We start from the raw sequence: 25,053 nt of genomic DNA, 5'->3' as shown, positions 1-25,053 counted from the left end.
GCCTAACACACCGGGGCCCACCCCCGACCCGGATCCCCCAATGACAGACCCCGGCCCCGGGTTCGCCCTCGCCCTCCTCGTCATCGCCGCCCTCTACGCCGCCGTCGGGCAGGCGGGCGCGACCGGCTACCTCGCCGCCATGGGGGCGCTCGGATTCGATCCCGCGGTGATGAAGCCCGCCGCGCTCGCCCTCAACATCGTCGTCGCCGCCATCGCCGCGCTGGTGTTCCGCCGCGCCGGGCAGGTGTCGTGGCGCACCTTCTACCCCTTCGCCGTCCTCGGCGCCCCGTTCTCGCTCCTCGGCGGCATGGTCCAGCTCCCGGCCCGCCTCTACTACCCCGCCGTCGGCGCCATCCTCGTCCTCGCCGCGGCGCAGATGCTGCGCGCCGCCCTCCGCCCCCGCGCCGCCGACGGCCCGCCCCCGGTGGAGCCGCCGTTCTGGCCGGCGCTCGCCGCCGGCGCCGCGGTCGGCTTCGTCTCGGGCACGACCGGGACGGGGGGCGGCGTCTTCCTCGCCCCGCTCATCCTCGCGATGAACTGGGTGGGGATCCGCCGCGCCGCCGCGGTGACGGCCATCTTCAACCTGGTGAACTCCGTCGCCGCGCTCGCCGGCAGCTACGCCGCCCTCGGCCGCCTGCCCGCCGAGCTGCCGCTCTGGCTCCTCGCCGTCGCCGCCGGCGGCGCCGCCGGGGCCACGATCGGCGCCCGGCTCCTGCCGGAGCGCTGGCTGCGCCTGCTCCTCGCCGCCATCCTCCTCGCCTCCGGCCTGCGCATGCTCTGGCCGCGCGCCTGACCGGTCCCGCGGCAGGGTCCGTCAGTCCGGAAACCGCCGCAGCAGGGTGATCTCGATCCGCCGGTTGCGCTGGTCCCCGGCGCTCTCCGAGGCCGGGCTGCGGTCGGCCTTGCCGGAAACCCGCGCCAGCCGCCCGTCGACGACGCCCGCCGCCACCAGCCTCGCCCGGGCGAGCTGCGCCCGGTCGGCGGAGAGCGTCCAGGGATCGGGCCGCCCGGCCCCGACATCCGACGCCGCGAGGTGGCCCGAGACGGCGACCGGGTTCTCCGTCCGCGCCAGCACCCGCCCGATCATCGCCAGCAGCCGCTCGAGGATCGGCTCCGGCCCCGCCCCGTCCGTCGCGAAGAGCGGCGAGCCCGGAATGTCGAAGACGTCGATGATCAGCCCCTCGTCGGTGATCCGGGTCCGGATATGCGCGAGCAGCGGGTCCGCCTCGACCGCGTCCCCGCTCGCGCCCCTGAGCTCGTTCGCGAGCTCGTCGAGCGCCGCGTCCCCCGCCTCCGCCTCCGCCGGCAGCCCCTCCTTGAGCCCGGGCGCGCTCTCCCGCCCGGTCTCGTCGCGCGCGAGGATGTCCTGGCTGAACATCGTCGACCCCGCGAAGGGCCCGTCGCCGCCGCCCCGCGTCGAGTGGATCGGGATCGTCGGGCTGAAATAGTCGGCGAGCCCCAGCCGGGTCTTGTCGTCGGTGACCGAGAGCAGCCACATCAGCAGGAAGAACGCCATCATCGCGGTCACGAAGTCGGCGTAGGCCACCTTCCACGCCCCGCCGTGATGGCCGCCCTCGACCACCTTCGGTCGCTTGATGATGATGACGCTCTTGGAATTCCTGTTGCCCATCGCCCAGCCCCCCGACCGAGGGACGTTCTAGGGCCGCAACCCTTGCCCCCCCGTTACCGCAGCCGCGAGGCGCGCAGGCATTTGTCCACGATTGACCGGGTTTCGTTCACCCTCGCGCAACCATTGCGCCGGAATCATCGCGCCGGAACGTCGGCCGCGCCGACCGCCGAAGGAGCGCCGATGTCCCCCGCCGCCGCCGTCCTCTCCAAGAAGCTGCGCCAGGGCGGCGTCGCGCGCTCGCCGCTCCCCGACACCGACGTCGTGGCCGAGACGCTGGCCCGCGCCGTCGAGGACCGGCTGCGGCCGCTGGTCAAGACCACCCTCGTCGCCGAGGTCGCGGCGCCCCGGGTGACCCGGCTCGCCGACGCCACCGGCGCCGTCTCCTCGCCCGCCCTCCTCGGCGTCGTCGAGGTCGAGGACGCCGACATCCCGGCGCTGATCGCCATCCACGCCGACCTCGCCTGGCACCTCGTCGACCTCACCCTCGGCGGCGACCCGCTCGCCGCGCCGGCGCCGCTGGCGCGCGGCCTGACCGCGATCGACATGGCGCTCGGCCGGCTCCATGTCGACGCCGTCCTCGCCGCCTTCGGCGCGACGATCGGCGCCGCCCTCGGCCGGCCGATGCCCAAGGAGATGCGCATCCGCGACCAGCGCCAGCAGGTCGCCCAGCTGCGCCTCGCCCCCGACTATATCGACGTCCTCGTCATCCGCCTGACGCTCACCCTCGCCGAGGCGGGCCGGCGCGGGACCTGCGACCTCGTCCTGCCGCTCTCCACCCTCGACGTCATCCGCGCCTCGATCGAGGCCCGCGCCAGCCAGGCGGCCCGCGAGCGCCCGAACGACCTCTGGAAGACGCTGATGCGCCGCGCCGCCGCCGCCGCGCCGGTGCCGGTCGACGCCGTCCTGCACCGCCAGAGCCTCAGCCTCGCCGCGCTCCAGGACCTCAAGGTCGGCCAGACGATCGAGATCCCCCGCCAGGCGGCCGAGACGATCGAGCTGACCATCCCCCAGCCCGGCGGCCGCAGCGCGCTCGTCGCCGCGGGACGCCTCGGCGCCTTCCAGGGCCGCAAGGTGGTCAAGCTCGAGACGCCGGTCGACCCGCGCCTCGTCCAGCACGTCGGCCGCGCCCTGCGCCCCGCGCCGCCGGCGCCCGACGCTCCCGAGGCGCTGCCGGCCGAAGCCGGCGCCGCCTGACGGCGCCGCCTCAGCTCATCGCCTGGAACTCCACGCGCCGGTTCTCCGCGGCGTAAGGATCGGCCGCGTTGGACGGATAGTCCTTGCCGACGCCGATCGCCTGCAACCGCTCCGGCGCGATCCCGCAATCGTCGACGAAGAACCGCTTCACCTCCTCGGCCCGCAGCACCGAGAGCTGCTGATTGTAGCGCTCGCTCCCGGTCGCGTCGGTATGGCCGATGATGCGGAACACCTTCACCCCGGCCGCGTCCATCGCCTTGCAGAGCTGGCGCAGCGCCGGCTTCTGGTCCTCGGCGAGGGCGGCGGAATCGAAGGCGAAGGTGACCCGCACATAGACCTGCTCGTCCTCGGGCAGCGTCACGTGCTGCGTCGCCGCCAGCGGCATCTCGCCCGCCGGCGCGAGCGTCAGCGCCGGCGCCGCGCCGCCCGACTCCGCCGCCGGGGCCGTCTCGGGCGCGGCCGTGGTGACCGCGGCCCCCGGCGCCTCCGCCGCCGGGCGATTGGTCAGCACCAGCCCGCGCGACGCGCCGAGCTCGCGGAAGGTGTCGATCTGGCTCTCGAAGCGGTCGCGCAGCTCCTGGTCCGTCCATTCCTGCGCCATGGCGGGACACCCGGCCGCCAGCGTCAGGACGAGAAGCGTAGCGACGCGGAATTGCGTCATGGCGGGGCTCCCGGAAATACTGTTTCGCCCTGCCCCAGATTATTCTAGACTGGGCCGCAGCGCAATCGCCCGGCGCCCCGGATGGCGCCGACGGCTTCATTCCGAGGTGCGCAACCGATGTCGCGAGCCCGGCGATGGCCGCCCCGGTGACCCGCATACCCGCGGCGCAACCGGCGCTGCGCGCCGTGGGGGCGGGCTTCACCCATGCCGGCCGCCGGCGCGGCATGAACGAGGACGCCATCCTGACCGACCCCGCCGGCGCGCTCTGGGCGGTCGCCGACGGCCTCGGCGGGCTCGGCCACGGCGACGTCGCCGCCGACATCGTCATCGACGCCCTCGCGCGCCTCCCCCACGGCTCCGATCCCGCGGACCTCGCCGCCGCGCTCCGCGAGGCCAACGCCGCCATCCGCCGCCGCGCCCGCGACGAGGGCCTGGGCGAGATGGCCGCCACCATCGTCGCCGCGCAGATCGACGGCGCCCGCGCGACGCTCGCCTGGGCCGGCGACAGCCGCGGCTACCTCGCCCGCGCCGGCGGCGTCGAGCGGGTCACCCGCGACCATTCCGTCGTCCAGGAGCTGATCGACCGCGGCGGCCTCGCCGAGGCCGAGGCGGAGACCCACCCGCAGGCCCACGTCGTCACCCGCGCCGTCGGCGCCGAGGACCGCCTCGAGCCGGAGATGCGCGCCGTCGACCTCCGCCGCGGCGACGTGATCCTGCTCTGCTCCGACGGGCTCACCCGCTGCGTCCCCGACCGCGAGCTCGCCGCCACCCTCGCCCGCCCCGAGCCGCCGGAGACGCTCGCCCGCGCCCTGATGATCGCCGCCCTCGACCGCGGCGCCCCCGACAACGTCTCCGTCATCGTCGTCCGCATCGAGGCCGCGGGGTGAAGGGCGCGAGCCTCGCCGCCGCCGCCGTCATCGGCGCGAGCCTCGTCGTCGCGGCGGCGACCTTCGCCCTCGTGACCGAGCTCCTCCGCGACGCCGGCGCCTCCGGCCTCGAGGCCGAGATCGCCCGGCTCGACCAGGAGATCGCCGCGCAGGCCGACGCCCTCGCCGCATTGCGCCGCGAGACCCGCCGCCTCGCCGAGGCGCAGGAGAGCCTCCGCGCCGAGGCCCCGGCCCCCGCCCCGCCGGCGGCGCTCCCCGACGCCGGCCTCCCCCCGGCGGACGTCTACGAGGGCGAGGGCGCGCCCCCCGCGACCGAGGCGATCGCCCAGCAGCTCGAGCTCGCCAAGACCCGCTTCAACCGGGGCATCGAGCGCCCCCGCCCGGAAACCCTGCGCGCCCTGATCGGCGAGCCGCGCACGAGCTACACCCAGGACTGCCAGCCGGTCACCAACCCGCGCATGGTCGACAGGCTCGAGACGCGCGAGATCGCCGGCTTCCGCGTCACCATGCTGCGCCCGGCCCTCGACTCGCTCGCCACCGTCATGGCCAAGCTCAAGACCGACGAGCCCGAGCTCTTCGCCGCCATCGGCACCGCCGGCGCGCTCTGCGCCCGCTACGTCCGCGGCTCGTCCAGCGTCGTCTCCTCGCACGCCTGGGGGCTCGCCATCGACCTGACGCTGACCGGCCAGCTCGACCGCATGGGCGACGCCCAGACCCAGTTCGGCCTCGCCGTCCTCGCCGACTACTTCAACGACGCCGGCTGGTACTGGGGCGCCGGCTACGGGCGCGAGGACTCGATGCATTTCGAGGTCGGCGAGGCGATGCTGCGCCAATGGGTCGCGGACGGCGAGCTCTGAGCCGATGAGCGAGGCGCGCACCGTCGTCCGTCCGCCGCCCGGGGCCGCCGCCGACCGGTGGCCCGGGCTGGCCCGCCCGGTCGTGACGCTCGCCGACCGCCTCTCCCGCGACCCCCGGCCCGACACGCCCCGCCTCGCCGCCGAGGCCGGGCGCGCCCTCGACGACTTCGCCCGCGCCGCCCGCGACGCCCACCTGCCGGCGGCGGGGATCGCCGCCGCGTCGCAGGCGCTCGCGCTCGTCCTCGACGCCCGCGCCCGCGGCAACCCGGCGCTCGACGCCCGCGCCTGGGCCCGCGGCTTCGCCGGGCCGCTGCGCGGCGCCGACCCGGAGGGGCTGCGCGCCGCCGCACGCCGCGCCGACCGCGACCTCGCCCGCTTCCTCGGCCACTGCCTCGACGCCGCCGCCGCCGTCCGCCCGCCGGCCCGGCCGCGCCGCGGCCTCGGGCCGGCGGCCCTCGTCGTCGCCTTCGTCGCCGCCCTCGCCGCCTGGGCGGGCTGGATCGAATGGCGCTACGCCGCCCGCCTCGCCGCCACCATGCCGGTCGCCGACGGCGCGAGCCTCGACACGCTCGCCGCCGAGGCCAGCCGCATCGAGGCGGCGGCGAAGGCCTCGCCCCTCGGCCTCGCCGCCCGCATCCCCTGGCTCGACCCGGGCCGCCGCGCCCGGGCCGAGTACGCCGTCGCGGCCGACGCCCGCATCCCCGGGCCGCTCGCCGCCGCGATCGACGGCGCGCTCGCCAGCGAGGGCGAGCCGGCGGCGCTCTACGACGACCTGCGCGCCCGCGCGATCCTCTCCGGCGAGGCCGACTGGCGCCCCGGGTTCCTCGCCGGCTGGATCGCCGACCGCGCTCGCGACTATCCCGGCCTCGCGCCGCTCGCCCCCCACGCCCCGGCGATGACCGGCCCGCCCCCGGACCTCGCCCCCCCGGACCCGGCCGTCCTCGCCGAGGCGCGCCGCTTCGCGGCCGAGGGCGACCCGGCGGACCGCGCCTTCGTCGAGCTCCGCCGCGACCCCCGCGCCGAGGCGCTGCCCGACTGGGCCGCGCCGGACGCCGCGGCGAGCCTCGCCGACATCCTCGTCCGCCGCTCGGGCCGCCCGATCGCCGAGGGCGTCCCCGGGCTCTACGCCACCCCGGGCTGGAGCTTCGCCCGCGACGGCGGCGCCACGGACGCGGCGGCGCTCGCCGCGCGCGAGGCCGGGCGGCTCGTCGGCGACGACCGGCAGGCCGAGCCGGAGGAGGTCCTCGCCCGCCTCCAGGTCGCCACCATCGCCGCCTGGCGCGGCTACCTCGCCGACCTGCGGGTCCGCCCCTTCTCCGACCAGCCCGGCGCGCTCCTCGTCAGCGGCAGCCTCGCCGCCAGCCCCTCGCCGCTCGACGCGCTGATCCGCGCCGTCTGGCGCGAGGTCGGCGGCGGCGACCACGGCCGCGGCTTCGCCGAGCAGGTCCGCATCGGCGCGGCCTTCACCCCGGCGATCCAGTTCGTCGAGGGCGGCGGCATGGCGGAGATCTCGCGCATCTTCGCCAGCCTCAACGTGGCGCTGGCGACGCTCGACGCCGATTCCAGGCTCGGCGCCGAGGCGCTTATGGGCGTGCAGGCCCGCGCCGCCGGGGTGGTGGCGCTCAACCAGGCCCCGCCGATCGTCGCGCAGATCGTGGTGGACACCCTCGCCCAGACCGCCGCCTCGAACGAGGGGCTGCTGCGCAGCCGGGTCTCGATCCGGTGGGAGCAGCAGGCGGCCGAGGCGTGCCGCAGCGCGATCGACGGCCGCTATCCCTTCGGCCCCGGCCCCGACGCCGACCCGGCCGCGGTGGCGGCCGTGCTCGGACCCGACGGCGTCGTCGACCGGTTCTTCGCGGGCGAGGTCGCGGCGCTCGTCGACGCCGACGCCTCGCCGTGGCGATGGAAGGCCGAGGCGCGGCTGACCGGGCTCGCGCCGGAGAGCGCCGCCTTCTTCGAGCGCGCCGCCGCCATCCGCGCCCGGCTCTTCCCCGACGGCGCGGCCCGGGCGGCGCCCACCCTGATCCCGCTGGCGCAGAGCCGCCCGGCCTCTGTCTCGCTTGGCGGCGCGACCGCCCCGCTCGACGCGCGCTCGGGCGACCCGGCGACGCTCGACTGGCCGGGCCCCGACCCGGCGGCAGGCTTCGCGCTCGCCTTCGGGCCCCGGCCCGGCGACGGCCGTGCGGCGGCCGGACCCTGGGGGCTGCTGCGCTTCCTCGACGGCCTGCGGCTCCGGCCCCGCGACGACGGCAGGCGCTTCCTCGTCGACGCCCGCGTCGGCGCCGACCGCGCCTATTTCCAGCTCGACTTCCCGAGCGCCGCCAACCCGGTCGCCGCCCGCCCGCTCCTGCGCGGCCTGACCTGCCCCGCCCGGCTGTGAGGCGCGCGGCATCCGCACGCGCTCCCGAGACGAGGGCGGATGAGGGGCCACGGGCGAAAGCGCCCCGCGCGACGCCTGCCTGCCCTGCTGAATCCCCGGGGCGCGCGCCGACGACCGACCGACCGACCGACCGACCGAAGCGGGCTTGCCCGCGAGGCCCGGCGCGACAAGCGAAAGCACGGCTTTCGCCGCGCCGACGGCTGGAGCGCGGTTGCGCGCGGAAGCCGTAGGGGGTCCAGATTTCCCCGTCGCACGCAATCCGTCCGTGAGCGCCCCGGCGAGCGCGGAAACGCGCTCGCCCCCCGCAGGGGCGATCGCGGACGGATTTGCCGCGGGTCAAATCCGTCTGGCGTCACCGTCGCGGCCTGCTTCCGGCCGGGCTTCCCTTCCACGGTCGTGAAGCGCGAGGGGAAAGGTTCCGTTAACCTCGCCCCACGACAAATCAATGACTTAGCGAATATTCACGCGTGAACACGCCTGGACGCGCCGCCGCCGCGAGGCGTCGGCTCAGGCGCCGGCGATGATCTGGTCCATCATCTTCGAGGGCTCGGCGCAGCCGGCCTCGCCGACGATCCGGGCGGGCACCCCCGCGACGGTCTTGCACGGCGGCACCGGCTCGAGCACCACCGAGCCGGCGGCGATGCGGCTGCAATGGCCGACCCGGATGTTGCCGAGGACATGGGCCCCCGCGCCGATCAGCACGCCGTCCTCGATCTTCGGATGCCGGTCGCCGTCCTCCTTGCCGGTGCCGCCGAGCGTCACCGAATGCAGCATCGAGACGTTGTCGCCGACCACCGCTGTCTCGCCGATCACGATGGAATGGGCGTGGTCGATCATGATCCCCTGCCCCATCCGCGCGCCGGGATGGATGTCGACGCCGAACGACTCCGAGGTGCGCATCTGGAAGAAATACGCGAGCTCGCGCCGCTGGTGGCCCCACAGCCAGTGCCCGATCCGGTAGCACTGCAACGCCTGGAAGCCCTTGAAGAACAGCAGGGGCTGGAGATAGCGGTGGCAGGCCGGATCGCGCTCGTAGACCGCAAGGATGTCCGCCCGCGCCGCCACGCCGAGCGAGGGGTCGGCGGCATAGGCGCCGTCGGCGATCTCGCGCAGGATCAGGTCGCTCATCTCGGACGAGGCGAGCTTCTGGGCGATGCGGAAGCTCAGCGCCTTCTCGAGGCTGTCGTGGTGCAGGATGCCGGCGTGGACGAGGCTCGCCATCAGCGGCTCGTCGCGGGCGATCTCCTGGGCCTCCTCGCGGATCGTCTGCCAGATCGGGTCGAACCGGGCGACCTGCGGCTTGACCTGGGCCATGGGGGCATTCCTTTGTAGCGACCGGAGATACTTGCGCGACGGCGGCCGAAAATCAAGGCGCTGCCCCGCCGCAACCCCGCCCGCGTCCCTGACGACGACGAAGCCCGCGCGGCCGGGACCGCGCGGGCTCAGTCCTTCCGGGCGTCGCCTCAGGCGGCGAGCGCCTCGGCCGGGGGCTGCTTCGCCCCGGTCATGAACGCCACCGCGTCCGACATCGTGTAGTCCTTCGGGTTGATCACGCAGAGCCGCTTGCCGAGCCGGTGGACGTGGATGCGGTCGGAGATCTCGAAGACATGCGGCATGTTGTGGCTGATCAGCACCACCGGCATGCCGCGGGCGCGGACCTCCAGGATCAGGTCGAGCACCTTGCGGCTCTCCTTGACGCCGAGCGCCGCGGTCGGCTCGTCGAGGATCACCACCTTGGACCCGAAGGCCGCGGCGCGGGCCACCGCGACGCCCTGGCGCTGGCCGCCCGAGAGCGTCTCCACCGCCTGATGGATGTTCTGGATCGTCATCAGGCCGAGCTCGGAGAGCTTCTCGCGGGCGAACTTCGCCATCGCCGCATGGTCGAGCTGCCGCAGGTACTTGCCCATGAAGCCCGGTTTGCGGATCTCGCGCCCCATGAACATGTTGTCGGTGATCGACAGCGCCGGCGACATCGCGAGGGTCTGGTAGACCGTCTCGATCCCGGCGCCGCGCGCCTCCAGCGGCGATGCGAAGGCGACCGGCTTGCCGTCGAGGAAGATCTCGCCGCTGTCGGGTTTCACCGCGCCGGAGACCGCCTTGATCAGCGAGCTCTTCCCGGCGCCGTTGTCGCCGATCACCGCGAGGATCTCGCCCGGCAGCAGCTCGAAGTCGCAGTGGTCGAGAGCGGTGACCTTGCCGTAGCGCTTGACGAGGTTGCGGCCCATGAGAACGGGTTGGGTCATGGCGTCAGGCCTTTCTGATCCACTGGTCGATCGCGACCGCGCCGATGATGAGCGCGCCGATCAGGAGGTAGGTCCATTGCGGGTCGGTGCCGAGCATCCGGAGGCCGAGCTCGAACACCCCGACGATCAGCGCGCCGAAGAACATGCCGAGGATGGAGCCGCGTCCGCCGAAGAGCGAGATGCCGCCGATGACGACCGCGGTGATCGACTGGATGTTGCCGAGGACGCCCGTCGAGGCCGAGGGCGACACCGAGCCGAAGCGGCCGATCATCACCCAGCCGGCGACGGCGCAGAAGAAGCCGGCGAGCGCATAGACCTGCACGAGCACGCGGTTGACCCGGACGCCCGAGAGCTTGGCCGCCTCGGCGTCGTCGCCGATCGCGTAGACATGCCGGCCCCAGGCGGTGTGGCGCAGCACGTAGGCCATCACCAGCACCATGATGACGAGGAGCACGACGCCGAGCGAGACGGTGGTGACGCCGATCTTGAAGGTCCAGCCCCAGAGCTGGAGGAACGGCGCCTGCGTCTCGATGTCCTGGCTGCGGATGGTCTCGTTCGCCGAGTAGAGGTAGTTCGCGGCGAGGATGATCTGCCAGGTGCCGAGCGTGACGATGAAGGGCGGCAGGCGCATCCGCGACACCAGGTAGCCGTTGACCGCGCCCATGCCGGTGCCGGCGGCGAGGCCGACCAGCACCGAGAGCGGGGCCGGGATGCCGTAGCGGAAGGTGAACATGCCCATGATCACCGAGGTGAACACCGCCATCGCGCCGACCGAGAGGTCGATGCCGGCGGTGAGCACCACGATCGACTGGGCGCAGCCGAGGATGCCGACCACGGCGATCTGCTGCAGGATCAGGCTGAGCGTGCCGGCGCGGAAGAAGTTGCCGGCGGCGAGCCCGAAGATGATGATCGACAGGAGCAGCACGATCATCGGCACCGCCGAGGGCGTCCGGTGCAGCCAGTGCTGGATCTTGTGCAGGAGCGAGGTGTGCTCGTCCTCGAACTGGGCGACAGCCTGCGGGCTGCCGGCCGCAGCCGCCTCGAACGACGTGGATGCGGATTCGGCCATCGCGGGCCCTCCCATATTTGCTTTGCTTGTCTCCCGGGCGACGCTGCGTCCGGGCGGCGCGAGGCGCCCGAGGGATGCCGCCGCCGGAGCGCGTCGCCCCGGCGGCGGCGGCTACGTCAGCCCCAGCAGAGCTCCAGGCCCTTGGCGCTGTCGACCGAGTCGACGCCGCCGGCCGGGTGGTCGGTGATCAGCGTGACGCCGGTGTCGAAGAAGTCCTTGCCCTCGGTCGGCGCCGGCTTCTCGCCCGTCTCGGCGAACTTCTTGATCGCCTCGATGCCGAGCGCGGCCATCTGCAGCGGATACTGCTGCGAGGTGGCCCCGATGATGCCTTCCTTGACGTTCTCGACGCCCGGGCAGCCGCCGTCGACGGAGACGATCAGCACGTTGCCCTCGCTGCCGACCGCCTTCAGCGCCTCGTAGGCGCCGGCGGCGGCCGGCTCGTTGATCGTGTAGACGACGTTGATGTCCGGGTCCTTGATCAGGAGGTTCTCCATGGCCTTGCGGCCGCCCTCCTCGTTGCCGGCGGTCACGTCGTTGCCGACGATGCGCGGGTCGGTCTCGTCGCCCCACTTCTTCGGGTCGCCGAGGTCGATGCCGAAGCCCTGGAGGAAGCCCTGGTCGCGCAGCACGTCGACCGAGGGCTGGCTGATCGCGAGGTCGAGCATGGCGATCTTCGCGTCCGCGGCCTTGTCGCCGAGCGTCGCCTTGGCCCATTCGCCGATCAGCAGGCCCGCCTGGAAGTTGTCGGTGGCGAAGGTGGCGTCGGCGGCGTCGGCCGGCTCGAGCGGGGTGTCGAGCGCGATCACCAGCACGCCGGCGTCGCGGGCGGTCTTCAGGACCGGGGTGATCGCGGCGGTGTCGGAGGCGGTGATCAGGATGCCCTTGGCGCCGTTGGCGACGCAGGTCTCGACGGCGGCGACCTGGCTCTCGTTGTCGCCGTCGACCTTGCCGGCGTAGTTCGACAGCGTCACGCCGAGCTCCTTGGCCTTGGCGTCGGCGCCCTCGCGCATCTTGACGAAGAACGGGTTGGTGTCGGTCTTGGTGATCAGGCAGGCCGAGACTTCCTGCGCGAAGGTCGGGACCGCCGACAACGCCAGCGCGCCCGCCGCGGCCAGCAGACACGTCTTCACGGAATTCCGGATCATGCTATTCTCTCCCTCCCAGGTCGCCGGCGCCTTCCCTGGCAGTCCGGCTTGACGTTACGGAACCTCATATCTGTGCTCGTGTCAATAAATAAATCACTCTGATTTATTTTCTGGTCATACTCTGCCGCCGAACCCGGGTGCAGGCGGGAGAGCGGGGCGTGGCGCCGGAAACGGAACACTCGGAGCGGGTCGATCCGGCGCTGCCGCAGCAGCGTGGCACGAATCAGGCCGGGATGCGCGCCTACAACGAGCGGCTGGTGCTGAGCCTGGTGCGGCGGCACGGGGCGCTCGCCAAGACCGAGATCGCGCGGATGACCGGCCTGTCGGCGCAGACCGTGTCGGTGATCATGCGCCATCTCGAGGCCGACCGGCTCCTGAGGCGCGGCGAGCCGCAGCGGGGGCGGGTGGGGCAGCCCTCGGTGCCGCTGTCGCTCGATCCGGAGGGCGCGTTCTTCGTGGGGGCGAAGGTCGGGCGGCGGAGCCTCGAGCTGGCGCTCGTCGACTTCGCGGGGGTGGTGCGGTGGCAGGCGCGGCGGGGTTATCGCTATCCGACGCCGCGGGAGACGGTGCGCGCCATCGTCGAGGCGGTGGCGGAGGCGGAGGCGTTGCTCGGGCCGGCGGCGGCGGCGCGGATTGCGGGGATCGGGCTGGCGGCGCCCTTCGCGCTCTGGAGCTGGGCGGAGGAGATGGGCGCGCCGGAGGCCGAGATGGCGGCATGGCGCGATGCGGATCTGCGCGCGGATCTGGCGGCCCGCCTGCCCTATCCGGTCTATTTCCAGAACGACGCGACCGCGGCCTGCGGGGCCGAGCTGGCGTTCGGGGCGGGGGCGGAGCTCAACGACTTTCTCTACCTGCATGTCGGCGCCTTCATCGGCGGCGGGCTGGTGCTGAACGGCGGGCTCTTCGCCGGGCGGACGGGGAACGCCGCGGCGATCGGGTCGATGCCCGTGCAGGACGGCGGCGGGCGGATGGTGCAGCTGATCGAGATCGCGTCGCTCGTGGTGCTCGAGCGGCGGCTGCGGGCGGCGGGGGTGGCGTCGGACGCGGCCTTCGATCCCTCGGGCGACTGGACGGCGTTCGAGCCGCATCTGGGCCGCTGGATCGACGAGGCGGCGCACGGGATGGCGCAGGCGATCGCCGCGGCCTCGACGGTGATCGACATCGAGGCGGCGCTGATCGACGGCGCGCTGCCGCCGGCGGTGCTGGCGCGGCTGATCGCGGCCACCGAGGCGGCGCTGGCCGGGATCGACCTCTCCGGGGTCGAGCCGCCCTCGCTGCGCGCGGGCGCGCTCGGGCCGATCGCGCGGGCGCTCGGGGGCGCGAGCCTGCCGCTCTTCGACCGCTACCTCGTCGAGCGGCACGCGCTGTCGGGGGTGTCGGGAAGGCCGCAGGTCGGGCCGGGTTGACGGCGGCGGGCGGGCGGAAGGCGGGAGGCTCGTCGTCCCCGCGTGGCGGGAAGGCCCCGCCGGGCGCCGCGGTCGGGCCGGCTTGACGGAGGGCGTGGCGGCGGGAGGCTCGCAGACCCTGCGTAATCCGGAAGGCCTGCCGGCGGGGTGTCGGGGAGGCCGCAGGTAGCCGCGGGTCTGGCCGGGTTGACAGCGGGCGGGGGGGCGCGGAGGGTCACGGTTCCTGCGCAGCGGAGAAGCCCATGCTCGTCGACGGCGTTCCCTATCGCACGATCTGGCCCGCCGAGGATGGCCGGACGGTGCGGATCATCGAGCAGCGGCGGTTGCCGCACGAGTTCGTGGTCGCGGACCTCGCCAGCCTCGGGGACGCGGCGGTGGCGATCCGGGACATGGCGGTGCGGGGGGCGCCGCTGATCGGGGCGACGGCGGCGTGGGGGATGGCGCTGGCGATGGCGGCGGACCCGTCGGACGCGGGGCTCGGCGCGGCGCGGGAGACGCTGGCGCGGACGCGGCCGACGGCGGTGAACCTGCGCTGGGCGCTCGACGCCATGCGGGCGACGCTGGCCCCCCTGCCTCCGGGCGAGCGGCGGGAGGCGGCGCGGGCGAAGGCGGCGGAGATCGCCGACGAGGACGTGGCGATCAACCGGGCGATCGGCGACGCCGGCCTCGGCGTCCTCGCCGACATCGCGCGGCGGAAGAGCGGGCGGCCGGTCAACGTGCTGACCCATTGCAACGCTGGCTGGCTCGCCACGGTCGACTGGGGCACCGCGACGGCGCCGATCTACCGCGCCATCGAGGAAGGGATCGAGGTGCATGTCTGGGTCGACGAGACCCGGCCGCGCAACCAGGGCGCGGCGCTGACCGCCTGGGAGATGGCGCGGCACGGCGTGCCGCACCACCTGATCGTCGACAACGCCGGCGGCCACCTGATGCAGCGCGGCGAGGTCGATGTTGTCATCGTCGGCACCGACCGGACGACGGCGCGGGGCGACGTCGCCAACAAGATCGGCACCTACCTGAAGGCGCTCGCCGCGCGCGACAACGGGGTGCCGTTCTATGTCGCGCTCCCCTCCCCCACCATCGACTGGACGCTGACCGACGGCTTCGCCATCCCGATCGAGGAGCGCGACGCCTCGGAGGTGACCCATGTCTGGGGCCGGACCGAGGCAGGGGGCGGGCTCGACCGGGTGCGGGTCTGCCCGGAGGAGACCCCGGCCGCCAACCCCGCCTTCGACGTGACGCCGGCCCGGCTGGTGACCGGGCTGATCACCGAGCGCGGCGTCTGCGCGGCGACCGCCGACGGGCTGGCCGGACTGTTTCCGGACCGCGCCGTGGCGTGAGATCGGGGCCGCCCGGAAAATGTCGCACAGTGCGACAGGGGTCAAGCTCATGAATTCAAACGAGAATAAAAATATGGTAATTTTATTGCGCGAATGACGAGCCCCGCGCCGACGTCGCGGCCGACAATCCGGCCACGCGCGTCCGGAAGCTGGCGGCGACGCCGCAGGGGGTCCCGGGCGGGCGGATCGGGAGCGCCCGGGCGCGGCGGCGCAGGCGCCCGGCGTCAGCGGTCGTAGATGCGCCCGGTGAGCCAGTCGGGCCAGTCGCGCTCGAAGAACGCGCGGGCGGTCTCGTCGAAGGGACGGTTCGGGCGAGTGGAGATGCGGAGCGCGTCGCCGTCCTTGCGGACGACGATCTGCCCGGCGCGGTGCTCGGGGCGTTCCGGGCGGAAGCGGAAGGCGTCGAGGGGGCCGGCCGCGCCCATCGGCACGGCCTCGCCGTCGGGGGCGCAGATCGCGCGGGCGCCGCGGCTGCCGCCGCCGCCGGCCACGTAGTGGTCGAGCGCCGCCAGCACCGCCTCGGAGGCAAGGGCGGTCTGGCGCCATTGCAGCGCGCGGGCCGCCTCGGCCGGGCGGGCGTAGGCCAGCCCCTCGGCGCGGATGCGGGCGTTGAGGGCCCGGGCGCCGGCGAGCGCCTCCCCCACCCCGGCCGCGTCGCAGATCGGGCCGGCCCGGTCGCTCATGCGGGCCTGCACCTCGCGGCGCACGGCGGCGACGCCGAGCCCGCTTCCCGGCCGCAGGACGCCGACGACTCGCGCCGCCGCGGCGGCGACCGCGGCGTGCGCGTCGCCCGCCGCCGGCGCGGCCGCGGCGCCGCCGGCGGCGATGTGCTCGGCCGCCCGCGTGCCGAAGACCTGGCCGGCGTTGAGCGCGGCGCCGCCGGGGCGGGTCACGCCATGGGTGCCGGCCGTTTCGCCGACGGCATAGCAGCCGGGGAGGCTCGACCGGCCCCAGACGTCGACCGCCACGCCGCCGTTCATGTGCTGGTTGTTCACCGCGAACTCCAGGGGTTCGGCGGCGATGTCGATCTTGTAGCGGCGGTAGAGCTCGATCGCGAGCGGGTTCATGTGGGCGAGCCGGGCGATCGGCGTCGCCTGCCCCGCCCCGGCGGCGCCGAGATAGGCGCGCACGTCGTCGTCGAGATTCGCGAGGTCGAACGCCGCCCCGTCGCCCGCCGGCAGCGGGTTGCGGTTGAAGTCCATCAGCACCCGCCGCCCGGCCGCCGTCTCGCGGATGATCGCGAGATCGACGAGGCTCGAGCCGAAATCGAGCATCCGCGTGGCGTGGAACGGCCACTGGTAGCCCTTGCGGAAGAGGTTCGAGGCGAGCTCCCGCGTCGTCCGGTAGTAGTCGGCGAGGAAATGCCGCTCCCTCCCCTCCGCGTCCACGGAATAGACATGCGGCAGCGCCTGCACGTAAGTGCCGGAGAGGTTCCAGGGAAACCCCTCGCGCCGCGTGCCGATGCCGAACTGGCTCTCGGTCAGGTTGACGAGCTCGACGCCTGCGTCGAGCGCGAGGCCGAGCGAGCCGAAGCAGCCGTTCGGATAGACGCTGTCGCGGTAGAGCTCGCCCGGCCCGCCGGCCGCCAGCACCACCACCGGCGCGAGGAAGGCCGCGAGCCCGAGCGGGTTCCCCGCCCCGGCCTCCTTCGGCCGCAGCGCCAGCACCCCGCAGGCGCGCCCGCCTTCGGTCAGGATCTCCACCGCGGTCGTGTGGTTCCAGATCGGCACGCCGAGGCGGATCGCCTCCTCGGCCAGCACCTTGACCATCAGCCGCGAGGTGCGCGGGCCGCAGCTGGTGGCGCGGCCGACCTCGTCGTGGTCGGTCTGGTAGCGCAGCGTGCCGCCGAGCCGCTCCTGCGGCAGCGGCAGCCCGAGATACTGGAGCGAGGCCATCGCCCGCGACGAGCCGACCGCCTCGACATAGGCCGTGTCCTCGTCCATCGCGCCGCCGGCGCGGATCGCGCGGGCCATCGCCTTCAAGTCGTCGCCACGGTCGGCGACGTTCGCCGTGTGGAGCGTCTGCTTGTCCGAGCCCGAGCAGGCCGAGGTGCCGCCCCAGGCGCTCTGGCTGATCACCGCGACGTCGCCGCCGCGCCGCTTCAGCTCCACCGCGACGCGCAGCCCCGCCGCGCCGCTGCCGACGACCACGCAGCCGCAGCGGTGGACCGGGATCGCCGCCCCCTCGGCCTCGACCGTCTCGCCGGAGGCGCGCAGGGGCGGCAGCCGCGGCATGTCGACGTCGGTCAGCGCGTCGAGGATGGCTTGCGGAACGTCGACGGTCACGGGCGGGCCCTTCCTCTTTGATCCGGGATCATGGCGTCACGCCGGCACGCCGACGCTCGAGGTGCGCACGATCAGTTCCACCGGGGCGAGCCGCCGCTCCGGCGGCCGCACGTCGTCCTCGAGCCAGGCGAGCATCGCCTCCGCCGCCTCGCGGCCGAACCGGGCGACGTCGCAGCGCACCGAGCTGAGCTGCGGCCAGGTCAGCGCGCATTCCTCGATGTCGTCGAAGCCGACGAGGCGGAACTCCGCGCCGACCCGCACCCCGGCCTGCGCGAGGCCGGCGAGCATCCCGAGCGCCACGAGGTCGGAGAAGCACACCGCGCCCTCGATGTCGGGCCGCTCGGCCCGCAGCCCGAGCGCCATGTCGCGCCCGAAGGCGCGGCTGGGCCGGCCGTGGAACGCCACGGGCGCCAGCCCCGCCTCGGCCATGGCGGCGCGGTAGCCGGCCATCCGCTCGTCGGTCACCGGGCGGTTCTCCAGCCCGCCGACGAAGGCGATCCGCCTCAGCCCGAGCCCGAGCAGATGCTCCGTCGCAAGCCGCCCGCCGGCGCCGTAGTCGAGCGAGGCGAAGGGGAAGGCCGCCGTGCGCGGGTCGATCCGGCGCAGCACCTGCATCGCCGGTATCCCCGCCCGCCGCACCGCCTCGAGCCCTTCCGTCTCCTCGACATAGGCCGGAGAGATCAGGAAGCCCGAGACGCCGTGCTCGATCATCGAGGCGATGACCTGCGCCTGCACGCGCGCGTCCTCGTCGGTGTTGGCGATCACCGTGGCGTAGCCGCGCCGGGCGAAGGTCATCTGCGCGCTGGCCGCGAACTCGGTGAAGAACGGGTTCCGGAGGTCGTTGATGACGAGGCCGATCAGGCCCACGTCCGCGCCGCGCAGGTTCGCCGCCGCGCGGTTGTAGACGTAGCCGAGCGCGTCCATCGCCTTCTCGACGGTCTCGCGGGTCTGCGGGCGCACCGCCGCGCTGCCCTGGAGCACGTTCGACACGGTCGACTTCGACACCCCCGCCTCGCGGGCGACGTCGACGATCGTCGGGCGGCGCATCGCGCGGGCCTCAGGCGTCGGCGCGGATCATGTCGGCGGCCTTCTCCGCGATCATGATCGTCGGCGCGTTGGTGTTGGAGGAGACGACGTTCGGCATGATCGAGGCGTCGACCACGCGGAGCCCGGCGATCCCGTTGAGGCGCAGCCGCGTGTCGACCACCGCGCCCGGGTCCGGGCCCATCCGGCAGGTGCCGGCCGGGTGGTGGTCGGTCTTGGCGTGCCGGCAGGCGAAGCGGAAATAGTCCTCGTCGGTGCGCACCTCCGGGCCGGGCAGGCGCTCGGCGAGGACGAAGGGCCGGAGCGGGGCCTGCGCCATGATCTCCTGCGCGAGCTTCAGCCCGCGGATCGACATCTCGCGGTCGTGGGGGTCCTCCCAGTAGTTCGGGTCGATCAGCGGGGCCGCCGCCGGGTCGGCGCTGGCGAGGCGGACGGTCCCGCGCGAGCGGGGGCGGAGATAGGCGGAGTTGAGCGTCACGCCGCCGTTCGGCATGGCGGCGACGCCCGCCTCGATGCCGGAGCCGAGGCCGAGGTGGAGCTGGATGTCCGGCGAGCGGGCGTCCCTGTCGGCGTACCAGAAGCCTCCCGTCTCGAAGAGGCTGGAGGCGACCGGCCCCGTGCGGGTGGCGAGGTACTGGAGGCCCGCCACCGCCGACCACCAGGGCTTCGCGTAGCGGTCGTAGGTGTGCGGCCCGGTCACCTCGCAGATCACGAAGAGGTCGAGGTGGTCCTGGAAGTTCGACCCCACCCCGGGCTGGTCGAGGACGGGGCGAATGCCGACCTCCGCCAGATGGTCCGCCGGCCCGATCCCCGACAGCATCAGCATCCGCGGCGAGCCGATCGCGCCGGAGGAGAGGATGACCTCGCGCTCCGCCGCGATCCGGCCGCCGTCCATCAGCTCGACGCCGGTCGCGCGGCCGTTCTCGACGACGATCCGCCGCACCTGCGCGCCGGTCCGCACCGTCAGGTTCGCCCGCCCGCGGTTCGGCGCCAGATAGGCCATCGCCGCCGACGACCGGCGGGCGTTACGCTGGGTCAGCTGATAGTAGCCCGCCCCGTCCTGCGTCTCGCCGGCCATGTCGTCGTTGCGCGGGATGCCGAGCGCGGCGGCGGCGGCGAAATAGGCCTCGCAGATCGGCAGGGGGGCGGAGGGTTTCGAGACGCCGAGCGGGCCGCCCTTGCCGTGATACCGGTTCTCCCAGGTGTCGTTGTCCTCGGCCTTGCGGAAATACGGCAGCACCTCCTCGTAGGACCAGCCGTCGCAGCCCATCTGCCGCCACTCGTCGTAGTCGAGCGCGTTGCCCCGCGTGTAGATCTGCGCGTTGATCGCCGAGCCGCCGCCGATCACCCGGGCCTGGGTGTAGCGGATGACCATCCCGTCCATGTGCCGCTGCGGCGTGGTCCGCCAGCCCCAGGAGCCGATGCCCTTGGTCATCTTCGCGAAGCCGGCCGGCAGGTGGTAGAACGGATGGCGGTCCGTTCCGCCCGCCTCGAGCAGCAGCACCCGGGCCGCGGGGTCCTCGGAGAGGCGCGCCGCGAGCACGCAGCCGGCCGACCCGCCGCCGACGATGACGTAGTCGAAGCCCTCGGCGCTCATCCTGCCAGATCCTTGCTCAACATATGGTCCGCCGTGCGCAGCGCCTGCGCGGCGATGGTCAGCGCCGGGTTCACCGCCGCGGAGGTGGGGAGGAAGCTCGCGTCGACGACGAAGAGGTTGGCGTGGTCGTGGGCGCGGCAGAAGACGTCGAGGACGCTGGCCCCCGGGTCGCGCCCCATCCGCGCCGTGCCGCACTGGTGCGAGGGCGTGCGCCGGTCGAAGGGCTTCGAGAGCGCCACGGGGAAGCCGGCCCGGCGCAGCACCGCCTTGAGCCGCGCCACCAGCGCCTCGTGCGCCTCCCAGTTCGAGCGCCGCCAGTCGAGGACGATCCGCTCGCCTGCGCCGGTTCCCAGGAGCGTCACGCGGCTCTCGGGGTCGGGCAGGTCCTCGCTCATCGCGTAGAGGTCGACCGCGTGTCCCGCGAGCCATCCCGCCACGGCCCGCGGCACGCCGCCGGCCGCGGCGAGGATCGGGCCGGAGATCTTGCCGAGGAGCTGGATGTTGCCGAGCGGCGTCCCGTCCTTGCCGCCGCTCAGGTAGAAGTCGTTGACGTAGAGGGTCTTCTGGTAGACCGAGCCGTTGCGCCGGAACGGGCTGACCGCCAGCACCGCCGAGCAGTTGTGGTTCATGAAATTCCGGCCCACCTGGTCCGAGCGGTTGGCGAGGCCCGAGCGCAGCAGCAGCGCCGCCGAGTTGACCGCCCCCGCGCTCAGGGCCACGAGCCCCGGCTCCAGCCGCTTCGCCTCGCCGCCCTGCCTGTACTCGACCGCGGCGATCCGCCCGTCCGGCCCGGCGGTTAGCCGGGTGACCAGCGCCCCCGTCTCCAGCGTGACGTTCGGATGCGCCAGCGCCGCGGCGATCCCGACGCTCTCGGCGTCGCTCTTGGCGCCGGTGGTGTCGGGAAAGGCGTCCCACGGCGTCGCCGCCCGTCGCAGCCAGCCGTCGAGATCGAGCCCGAGCGGCAGCGCCGAAGGCGTCACCCCCGCCCGCGTCAGCCGCGCCCGCAGGTCGGCGATCGCCGGCTCGTCCGGCACCGGCGGGAACGGATAGACCCCGGAATGCCGCGGCTCCGTCGGGTCCTGCCCCGCGTCGCCGCGCACCCGGTACATCTCCTCCGCCCGCTGGTACCAGGGCTCGAGGTCCTCGTAGGCGATCGGCCACCCCGGCGTGGTCCCTCCCAGATGCCGGATCGGCCGGAAGTCCTCCGCGCGATACCGGATCAGCACCGCCCCGTAGAGCTTCGTGTTCCCCCCGACGTAGTAGTAGTTCCCCGGGTTGAACGCCTCGCCCGCGGGCGTCAGCCATTCCTCCTTCGGCCGGAAATGCCCCCGCCCGAAGATCGCTTCCGCATCCCGCGCCTCCGGCCCGTCCGCCAGCCGCTCGCCGCGCTCGAGGATCACGATCCGCCGCCCCGACGCCGCCAGCGCCGCCGCCAGCGTCGCCCCGCCCATGCCCGAGCCGATGACGACGACGTCCGGCCCCGCGCTCACGACCGACCAACCCTTTGTTCACGCGCCGGCGCTAGCCGGACTCGCGCAACGGCCGCGGAGGACGTAGGATGACCGGCAGACAGCAGGGGCGCATCATGAAGCAGCCGGAGCCGTCCGAGTTCACCGCGGACGAGTTCATCGCCTGGGCGATCGAGCAGCCGACCGGCCGCTACGAACTCGAGAACGGCGTGGTCGTCGCCATGGCCTCTGAACGGGCCGGCCACGCGATAGCGAAGGGCAACGCCTTCGCAGCGCTCCGTGAGGACATCCGCGCGCAGGGTCTTCCTTGCCGGGTCTTTCCCGACGGCATGGCCGTCCGCATCGACGACCGCACCGTCTACGAGCCGGACGCGCTCGTCCGCTGCGGCCCGCCCGTGCCGACCGACACGGTCCACGTCACCGATCCCGTCATAGTCGTCGAGGTCGTCTCCCCCTCCACCGGCGGCGTCGACCGCGGCGTCAAGCTCGCCGGCTATTTCTCCATGCCGAACCTGCGGCATTATCTGATCGTGGACACGGACAAGCGGCTCGTCATCCACCACCGCCGCGACGAGGACGGCCGGATCGCCGCCAGCGTGCTCCGCGACGGATGGCTGGCGCTCGATCCCCCGGGGTTGACGATCGAGATCGCAGACATCTTCGACGGCCTCTGACGCCGGGCGACCGCCCGCTCCGGATCCCGACCTCGCCTCCATCACGCGATCCGCAGCTCGGTCTTGGGATCGAAGGCCACCGCCTTCTCCATGTTGATCGCGAAGGGGAACACCTGCCCCGGCCGCACGTCCACGTCGGCGCGAAACCGCCCGGTGACCTCCCTCCCCCCGAGATGCGCCATCACGAAGGTGTCCGAGCCTGCCGGCTCGGTGATCTCCACCGGCACGTCCACGACATGCACCGCCCGGCTGTGGCGGTCCGCGCCGTCGCGGTCGGTGATCGCCTCCGGGCGCAGCCCCAGCACGATCTCGCGCCCCGCCTGCGCCTCGAAGCCGCGCCCCTCGGCGAAGGGCAGCGTCGCCTCGCCCCCGCCGGCGAGCGTGGCCTTCGCCACCGCCCGGCCGTCCTCCACCGCGACCTTCGCCGGGAACAGGTTCATCGACGGCGAGCCCATGAACCCGGCGACGAACATGTTGGCCGGCGTGTCGTAGATCTCCTTCGGCGTGCCGAGCTGCTGCACGTGGCCGCCGAACATCACCGCGATCCGCGTCGACAGCGTCAGCGCCTCGATCTGGTCGTGCGTGACGTAGACGATGGTCGTCTTCAGCTTCTGGTGCAGCTTCTTGATCTCGGTCCGCATGTCGACGCGGAGCTTCGCGTCGAGGTTGGACAGGGGCTCGTCGAACAGGAACACGTCCGGGTCGCGCACCAGCGCCCGCCCCATGGCGACGCGCTGCCGCTGCCCGCCCGAGAGCTGCCCGGGCTTGCGGTCGAGCAGGTGCCTGATCTGCAGCAGGTCGGCCACCTGCGCCACCGCCTTGTCGCGGTCCGCCTTGGGCACGCCGTGCATCTCCAGCCCGAAGGCGATGTTCTGCGCGACGTTCATGTTCGGGTAGAGCGCATAGCTCTGGAACACCATCGCGATGTTGCGGTCGGCCGGCCGCACCCCGGTCATCGAGCGCCCCTTGATCGCGATGTCGCCGCTGGTGACCTCCTCCAGCCCGGCGATCATGTTGAGCAGCGTCGACTTGCCGCAGCCCGACGGCCCGACCAGGACGAGGAACTCCCCCTCCTCGATGGAGATGTCGGTCTCGTGCAGGATCTTGACCGAGCCGTAGCTCTTGGTCGCCCGCTTGATGTCGAGAAAGCCCATCGGATCAGCCTTTCACGGAGCCCGCCATCAGCCCGCGGACGAAGTACCGGCCGGCGACGACGTAGACGAGGAGGGTGGGCAGGGCGGCCATGATCGCCCCGGCGAAATGGACGTTGTATTCCTTCACGCCCGTCGAGGACTGCACGAGGTTGTTGAGCGCCACCGTCATCGGCTGGCTGTCGAAGTCCGAGAACGAGGCGCCGAACAGGAAGTCGTTCCAGATGTTGGTGAACTGCCAGATGATGCAGACGACCGCGATCGGCCCCGAGGACGGCAGCATGATGCGGCGGAAGATGGTGAAGAACCCCGCCCCGTCGATCTGTGCGGCGCGCACCAGCTCGGTCGGGAACTGCTGGTAGTAGTTCTTGAAGTAGAGCGTCGAGAACCCGATGCCGTAGACGAGATGGACGAAGATCAGCCCCGGCACCGTGCCGGCGAGCCCCATCAGGCCCAGCATCCGCGCCATCGGGATCAGCACCATCTGGAACGGGATGAAGCAGGCGAAGAGCAGCAGCCCGAACACCCAGGTGTCGCCGCGGAACCGCCACTTGGTCAGCACGTAGCCGTTGAGCGCGCCGAGCACGGTCGAGATCGCCACCGCCGGCACGACCATCATGATCGAGTTGAGGAAGAACGGCCGCAGGCCGGTGGCCGCCACGCCGATCTGCGCCGTCGACCAGGCGCTGGCCCAGGGCGCGAGCGTCCACTGCCTCGGCAGCGCCATCATGCCGCCGGCCTGGATCTCGCTCAGCGGCTTCAGCGAGTTCACCGCCATCACGTAGAGCGGCAAGAGGTAGTAGAGGCAGAAGAGCAGCAGCACGAGGTAGATGCCTGCCCGGGCGGCGCGGCCGGTCTGGATCACCTGGCTGGCGCCGGGCGAGCCGGGCGAGCCGAGGGGCCGGACGGCGGCGGCCGAGGCTTCGGCGCTGAGGTCCGTCATCACTTCTTCTCCCGGAGCTCGGACCAGATGAACGGCACCATGATCGCCGCGATCGACATCAGCATGATCACCGCCGAGGCGGCGCCGATGCCCATCTGGTTGCGCGTGAAGGTGTAGGAGTACATGAACGTCGCCGGCAGCTCGGTCGCCGTCCCCGGCCCCCCGCCCGTCAGGGCGATGACGAGGTCGTAGGACTTGATCGCCATGTGGGCGAGCACCACGACGGCCGACATGAAGGCGGGCCTGAGCTGCGGGATGACGATCCGGCGATAGAGCGCGAAGGTCGATGCCCCGTCGATCTGCGCCGCCTTCATCACCTCGTTGTCGATGCCGCGCAGCCCCGCAAGGAACATCGCCATGACGAATCCGCTGGTCTGCCAGACCGCGGCGATGACGATGGTGTAGATCGCCATCTTCGGGTCCTTGATCCACTCGAAGGCGAACCCTTCCCAGCCCCACGAGCGCACCACCGCCTGGAGGCCGATCCCCGGATCGAGGAACCACTTCCACGCCGTGCCGGTGACGATGAAGCTCAGCGCCATCGGATAGAGGTAGATCGTGCGGATGAACCCCTCGGCGCGGATCTTCTGGTCGAGCAGGATCGCCAGCGTCAGCCCGATCGCGCAGCAGATCACGATGTAGAGCGAGCCGAAGACCAGCAGGTTGTTGACCGCGATCCCCCAGGCCCGGAGCCCGAACAGCCGCTGGTAGTTCTGCAGGCCGACCCAGCCGAACGAGGGCAGGATCTTCGAATCCGTGAACGACAGCACGAAGGTGAAGAGGATGAAGCCGTAGACGAAGACCAGCACGATCGCGAAGCTCGGGCTCAGCACCAGCTTCGGCAAGGCGTCGCGCAGCCAGTCCACGCCGTCGCGGCGCGTTTCGGCCTGTGCCATGGGAAATCCCCCGAAGTGTGACCGGAGGGCGGCGTTCGCCGCCCTCCCGCGCTCTGCTACTGGGTGAGCTCGACGGCGGAGACGAGCTCCTGCACCGCCGTGGCGCTGTCGTACTCGCCGTTGAATTGCGCGGTCACCACGTCGTAGATCGCGTTCTTCACCGCCGCCGGGTTGGCGTGGCC

General features: G+C 73.1%; 21 protein-coding genes. 8 read left to right on the top strand and 13 right to left on the bottom strand.

Annotated elements, in window-relative coordinates:
- The first annotated feature begins 40 nt into the window (after window positions 1-40).
- Window positions 41-793, top strand: a complete 753-nt coding sequence (locus KBB57_RS17440) for a sulfite exporter TauE/SafE family protein (RefSeq protein WP_290752964.1) — start codon at window positions 41-43, stop codon at window positions 791-793.
- Window positions 794-814: 21 nt separating this feature from the next.
- On the opposite strand, the gene KBB57_RS17435 is transcribed toward KBB57_RS17440, so the two are convergent.
- Window positions 815-1,630 carry a flagellar motor protein MotB gene (locus KBB57_RS17435; RefSeq protein ID WP_290752962.1) on the bottom strand — a complete coding sequence of 272 codons (816 nt, stop codon included), beginning with the start codon at window positions 1,628-1,630 and terminating at the stop codon, window positions 815-817.
- A 180-nt stretch (window positions 1,631-1,810) separates the two neighbouring features.
- Between KBB57_RS17435 and KBB57_RS17430 the strand changes: the two genes are divergently transcribed.
- Window positions 1,811-2,824, top strand: coding sequence for a FliM/FliN family flagellar motor switch protein (locus KBB57_RS17430; RefSeq protein ID WP_290752959.1), 1,014 nt, complete (start codon window positions 1,811-1,813; stop codon window positions 2,822-2,824).
- Window positions 2,825-2,834: 10 nt separating this feature from the next.
- Here KBB57_RS17430 and KBB57_RS17425 read toward each other — a convergent pair whose 3' ends face one another.
- Window positions 2,835-3,485 (bottom strand): OmpA family protein, encoded by a 651-nt coding sequence (locus KBB57_RS17425; RefSeq protein ID WP_290752955.1) that lies wholly within the window; start codon window positions 3,483-3,485, stop codon window positions 2,835-2,837.
- A gap of 134 nt (window positions 3,486-3,619) precedes the next feature.
- Here KBB57_RS17425 and KBB57_RS17420 point away from each other — a divergent pair, with 134 nt between their 5' ends.
- From KBB57_RS17420 to KBB57_RS17410, 3 genes are read left to right on the top strand one after another with little or no spacing between them, the layout of a single operon-like run.
- Window positions 3,620-4,372 (top strand): protein phosphatase 2C domain-containing protein, encoded by a 753-nt coding sequence (locus KBB57_RS17420; RefSeq protein ID WP_290752953.1) that lies wholly within the window; start codon window positions 3,620-3,622, stop codon window positions 4,370-4,372.
- Entirely contained in the window at window positions 4,369-5,229 is an 861-nt protein-coding gene (locus KBB57_RS17415) for a M15 family metallopeptidase (RefSeq protein ID WP_290752950.1), read from the top strand. Before KBB57_RS17420 ends, KBB57_RS17415 begins: the two co-directional genes overlap by 4 nt.
- A 4-nt stretch (window positions 5,230-5,233) precedes the next feature.
- A complete protein-coding gene (locus tag KBB57_RS17410) occupies window positions 5,234-7,609 on the top strand; it encodes an ImcF-related family protein (RefSeq protein ID WP_290752949.1) in 2,376 nt (791 codons plus the stop codon).
- Window positions 7,610-8,116: 507 nt separating this feature from the next.
- On the opposite strand, the gene cysE is transcribed toward KBB57_RS17410, so the two are convergent.
- From cysE to KBB57_RS17390, 4 genes are all read right to left on the bottom strand, one after another.
- Window positions 8,117-8,923 carry a serine O-acetyltransferase gene (gene cysE / locus KBB57_RS17405; protein ID WP_290752946.1) on the bottom strand — a complete coding sequence of 269 codons (807 nt, stop codon included), beginning with the start codon at window positions 8,921-8,923 and terminating at the stop codon, window positions 8,117-8,119.
- A gap of 149 nt (window positions 8,924-9,072) precedes the next feature.
- Window positions 9,073-9,852: an ATP-binding cassette domain-containing protein gene (locus tag KBB57_RS17400; RefSeq protein WP_290752943.1), complete on the bottom strand. Its 780-nt coding sequence runs from the start codon at window positions 9,850-9,852 to the stop codon at window positions 9,073-9,075.
- A 4-nt stretch (window positions 9,853-9,856) separates the two neighbouring features.
- Window positions 9,857-10,921 carry an ABC transporter permease gene (locus tag KBB57_RS17395; protein WP_290752941.1) on the bottom strand — a complete coding sequence of 355 codons (1,065 nt, stop codon included), beginning with the start codon at window positions 10,919-10,921 and terminating at the stop codon, window positions 9,857-9,859.
- 116 nt (window positions 10,922-11,037) lie between these two features.
- Entirely contained in the window at window positions 11,038-12,066 is a 1,029-nt protein-coding gene (locus tag KBB57_RS17390; RefSeq protein ID WP_290752940.1) for a sugar ABC transporter substrate-binding protein, read from the bottom strand.
- A gap of 233 nt (window positions 12,067-12,299) precedes the next feature.
- On the opposite strand from KBB57_RS17390, the gene KBB57_RS17385 reads away from it, so the two are divergent.
- On the top strand, window positions 12,300-13,472 hold the full coding sequence (locus KBB57_RS17385) for an ROK family transcriptional regulator (RefSeq protein WP_290752967.1): 1,173 nt from the start codon (window positions 12,300-12,302) through the stop codon (window positions 13,470-13,472).
- A gap of 242 nt (window positions 13,473-13,714) precedes the next feature.
- Window positions 13,715-14,812, top strand: coding sequence for an S-methyl-5-thioribose-1-phosphate isomerase (mtnA, locus tag KBB57_RS17380; RefSeq protein ID WP_290752937.1), 1,098 nt, complete (start codon window positions 13,715-13,717; stop codon window positions 14,810-14,812).
- Between the two features lie 224 nt (window positions 14,813-15,036).
- On the opposite strand, the gene KBB57_RS17375 is transcribed toward mtnA, so the two are convergent.
- The 4 genes from KBB57_RS17375 to KBB57_RS17360 are packed head-to-tail and all read right to left on the bottom strand — an operon-like array spanning window position 15,037 to window position 21,228.
- Window positions 15,037-17,097, bottom strand: coding sequence for an FAD-binding protein (locus tag KBB57_RS17375; protein WP_290752935.1), 2,061 nt, complete (start codon window positions 17,095-17,097; stop codon window positions 15,037-15,039).
- 36 nt (window positions 17,098-17,133) lie between these two features.
- Window positions 17,134-18,144: a LacI family DNA-binding transcriptional regulator gene (locus KBB57_RS17370; RefSeq protein ID WP_290752932.1), complete on the bottom strand. Its 1,011-nt coding sequence runs from the start codon at window positions 18,142-18,144 to the stop codon at window positions 17,134-17,136.
- A gap of 10 nt (window positions 18,145-18,154) precedes the next feature.
- A complete protein-coding gene (locus tag KBB57_RS17365; protein ID WP_290752929.1) occupies window positions 18,155-19,738 on the bottom strand; it encodes a GMC family oxidoreductase in 1,584 nt (527 codons plus the stop codon).
- Window positions 19,735-21,228, bottom strand: a complete 1,494-nt coding sequence (locus tag KBB57_RS17360) for an FAD-dependent oxidoreductase (protein WP_290752926.1) — start codon at window positions 21,226-21,228, stop codon at window positions 19,735-19,737. The genes KBB57_RS17365 and KBB57_RS17360 overlap by 4 nt, the downstream gene beginning before the upstream one ends.
- A 68-nt stretch (window positions 21,229-21,296) precedes the next feature.
- Here KBB57_RS17360 and KBB57_RS17355 point away from each other — a divergent pair, with 68 nt between their 5' ends.
- Window positions 21,297-21,881, top strand: a complete 585-nt coding sequence (locus KBB57_RS17355; RefSeq protein ID WP_290752920.1) for a Uma2 family endonuclease — start codon at window positions 21,297-21,299, stop codon at window positions 21,879-21,881.
- Window positions 21,882-21,922: 41 nt separating this feature from the next.
- On the opposite strand, the gene KBB57_RS17350 is transcribed toward KBB57_RS17355, so the two are convergent.
- Genes KBB57_RS17350 through KBB57_RS17340 form a run of 3 tightly spaced genes read right to left on the bottom strand, consistent with a single transcriptional unit; the run spans window position 21,923 to window position 24,871 of the window.
- Window positions 21,923-23,035, bottom strand: coding sequence for an ABC transporter ATP-binding protein (locus KBB57_RS17350; RefSeq protein ID WP_290752917.1), 1,113 nt, complete (start codon window positions 23,033-23,035; stop codon window positions 21,923-21,925).
- A gap of 4 nt (window positions 23,036-23,039) precedes the next feature.
- The gene (locus tag KBB57_RS17345) at window positions 23,040-23,975 is read right to left on the bottom strand and encodes a carbohydrate ABC transporter permease (protein ID WP_290752914.1); all 936 of its coding nucleotides are present in this window, start codon (window positions 23,973-23,975) and stop codon (window positions 23,040-23,042) included.
- Window positions 23,975-24,871, bottom strand: a complete 897-nt coding sequence (locus KBB57_RS17340) for a carbohydrate ABC transporter permease (RefSeq protein ID WP_290752912.1) — start codon at window positions 24,869-24,871, stop codon at window positions 23,975-23,977. Before KBB57_RS17340 ends, KBB57_RS17345 begins: the two co-directional genes overlap by 1 nt.
- Between the last annotated feature and the right edge of the window lie 182 nt (window positions 24,872-25,053).

The sequence above is a fragment of the Amaricoccus sp. genome (assembly GCF_017993425.1).
Classification (GTDB): Bacteria; Pseudomonadota; Alphaproteobacteria; order Rhodobacterales; family Rhodobacteraceae; genus Amaricoccus.
This window is presented reverse-complemented; position numbering and strand designations above follow the sequence as displayed.

What these genes read in the sequence shown, in the direction of transcription:
- KBB57_RS17440 (WP_290752964.1), top strand. Translation starts at nt 41, where the DNA reads ATGACAGACCCCGGCCCCGGGTTCGCCCTCGCCCTCCTCGTCATCGCC.
- KBB57_RS17435 (WP_290752962.1), bottom strand. Translation starts at nt 1,630, where the DNA reads ATGGGCAACAGGAATTCCAAGAGCGTCATCATCATCAAGCGACCGAAG.
- KBB57_RS17430 (WP_290752959.1), top strand. Translation starts at nt 1,811, where the DNA reads ATGTCCCCCGCCGCCGCCGTCCTCTCCAAGAAGCTGCGCCAGGGCGGC.
- KBB57_RS17425 (WP_290752955.1), bottom strand. Translation starts at nt 3,485, where the DNA reads ATGACGCAATTCCGCGTCGCTACGCTTCTCGTCCTGACGCTGGCGGCC.
- KBB57_RS17420 (WP_290752953.1), top strand. Translation starts at nt 3,620, where the DNA reads ATGGCCGCCCCGGTGACCCGCATACCCGCGGCGCAACCGGCGCTGCGC.
- KBB57_RS17410 (WP_290752949.1), top strand. Translation starts at nt 5,234, where the DNA reads ATGAGCGAGGCGCGCACCGTCGTCCGTCCGCCGCCCGGGGCCGCCGCC.
- cysE (WP_290752946.1), bottom strand. Translation starts at nt 8,923, where the DNA reads ATGGCCCAGGTCAAGCCGCAGGTCGCCCGGTTCGACCCGATCTGGCAG.
- KBB57_RS17400 (WP_290752943.1), bottom strand. Translation starts at nt 9,852, where the DNA reads ATGACCCAACCCGTTCTCATGGGCCGCAACCTCGTCAAGCGCTACGGC.
- KBB57_RS17395 (WP_290752941.1), bottom strand. Translation starts at nt 10,921, where the DNA reads ATGGCCGAATCCGCATCCACGTCGTTCGAGGCGGCTGCGGCCGGCAGC.
- KBB57_RS17390 (WP_290752940.1), bottom strand. Translation starts at nt 12,066, where the DNA reads ATGATCCGGAATTCCGTGAAGACGTGTCTGCTGGCCGCGGCGGGCGCG.
- KBB57_RS17385 (WP_290752967.1), top strand. Translation starts at nt 12,300, where the DNA reads ATGCGCGCCTACAACGAGCGGCTGGTGCTGAGCCTGGTGCGGCGGCAC.
- mtnA (WP_290752937.1), top strand. Translation starts at nt 13,715, where the DNA reads ATGCTCGTCGACGGCGTTCCCTATCGCACGATCTGGCCCGCCGAGGAT.
- KBB57_RS17370 (WP_290752932.1), bottom strand. Translation starts at nt 18,144, where the DNA reads ATGCGCCGCCCGACGATCGTCGACGTCGCCCGCGAGGCGGGGGTGTCG.
- KBB57_RS17365 (WP_290752929.1), bottom strand. Translation starts at nt 19,738, where the DNA reads ATGAGCGCCGAGGGCTTCGACTACGTCATCGTCGGCGGCGGGTCGGCC.
- KBB57_RS17355 (WP_290752920.1), top strand. Translation starts at nt 21,297, where the DNA reads ATGACCGGCAGACAGCAGGGGCGCATCATGAAGCAGCCGGAGCCGTCC.
- KBB57_RS17350 (WP_290752917.1), bottom strand. Translation starts at nt 23,035, where the DNA reads ATGGGCTTTCTCGACATCAAGCGGGCGACCAAGAGCTACGGCTCGGTC.
- KBB57_RS17345 (WP_290752914.1), bottom strand. Translation starts at nt 23,975, where the DNA reads ATGACGGACCTCAGCGCCGAAGCCTCGGCCGCCGCCGTCCGGCCCCTC.
- KBB57_RS17340 (WP_290752912.1), bottom strand. Translation starts at nt 24,871, where the DNA reads ATGGCACAGGCCGAAACGCGCCGCGACGGCGTGGACTGGCTGCGCGAC.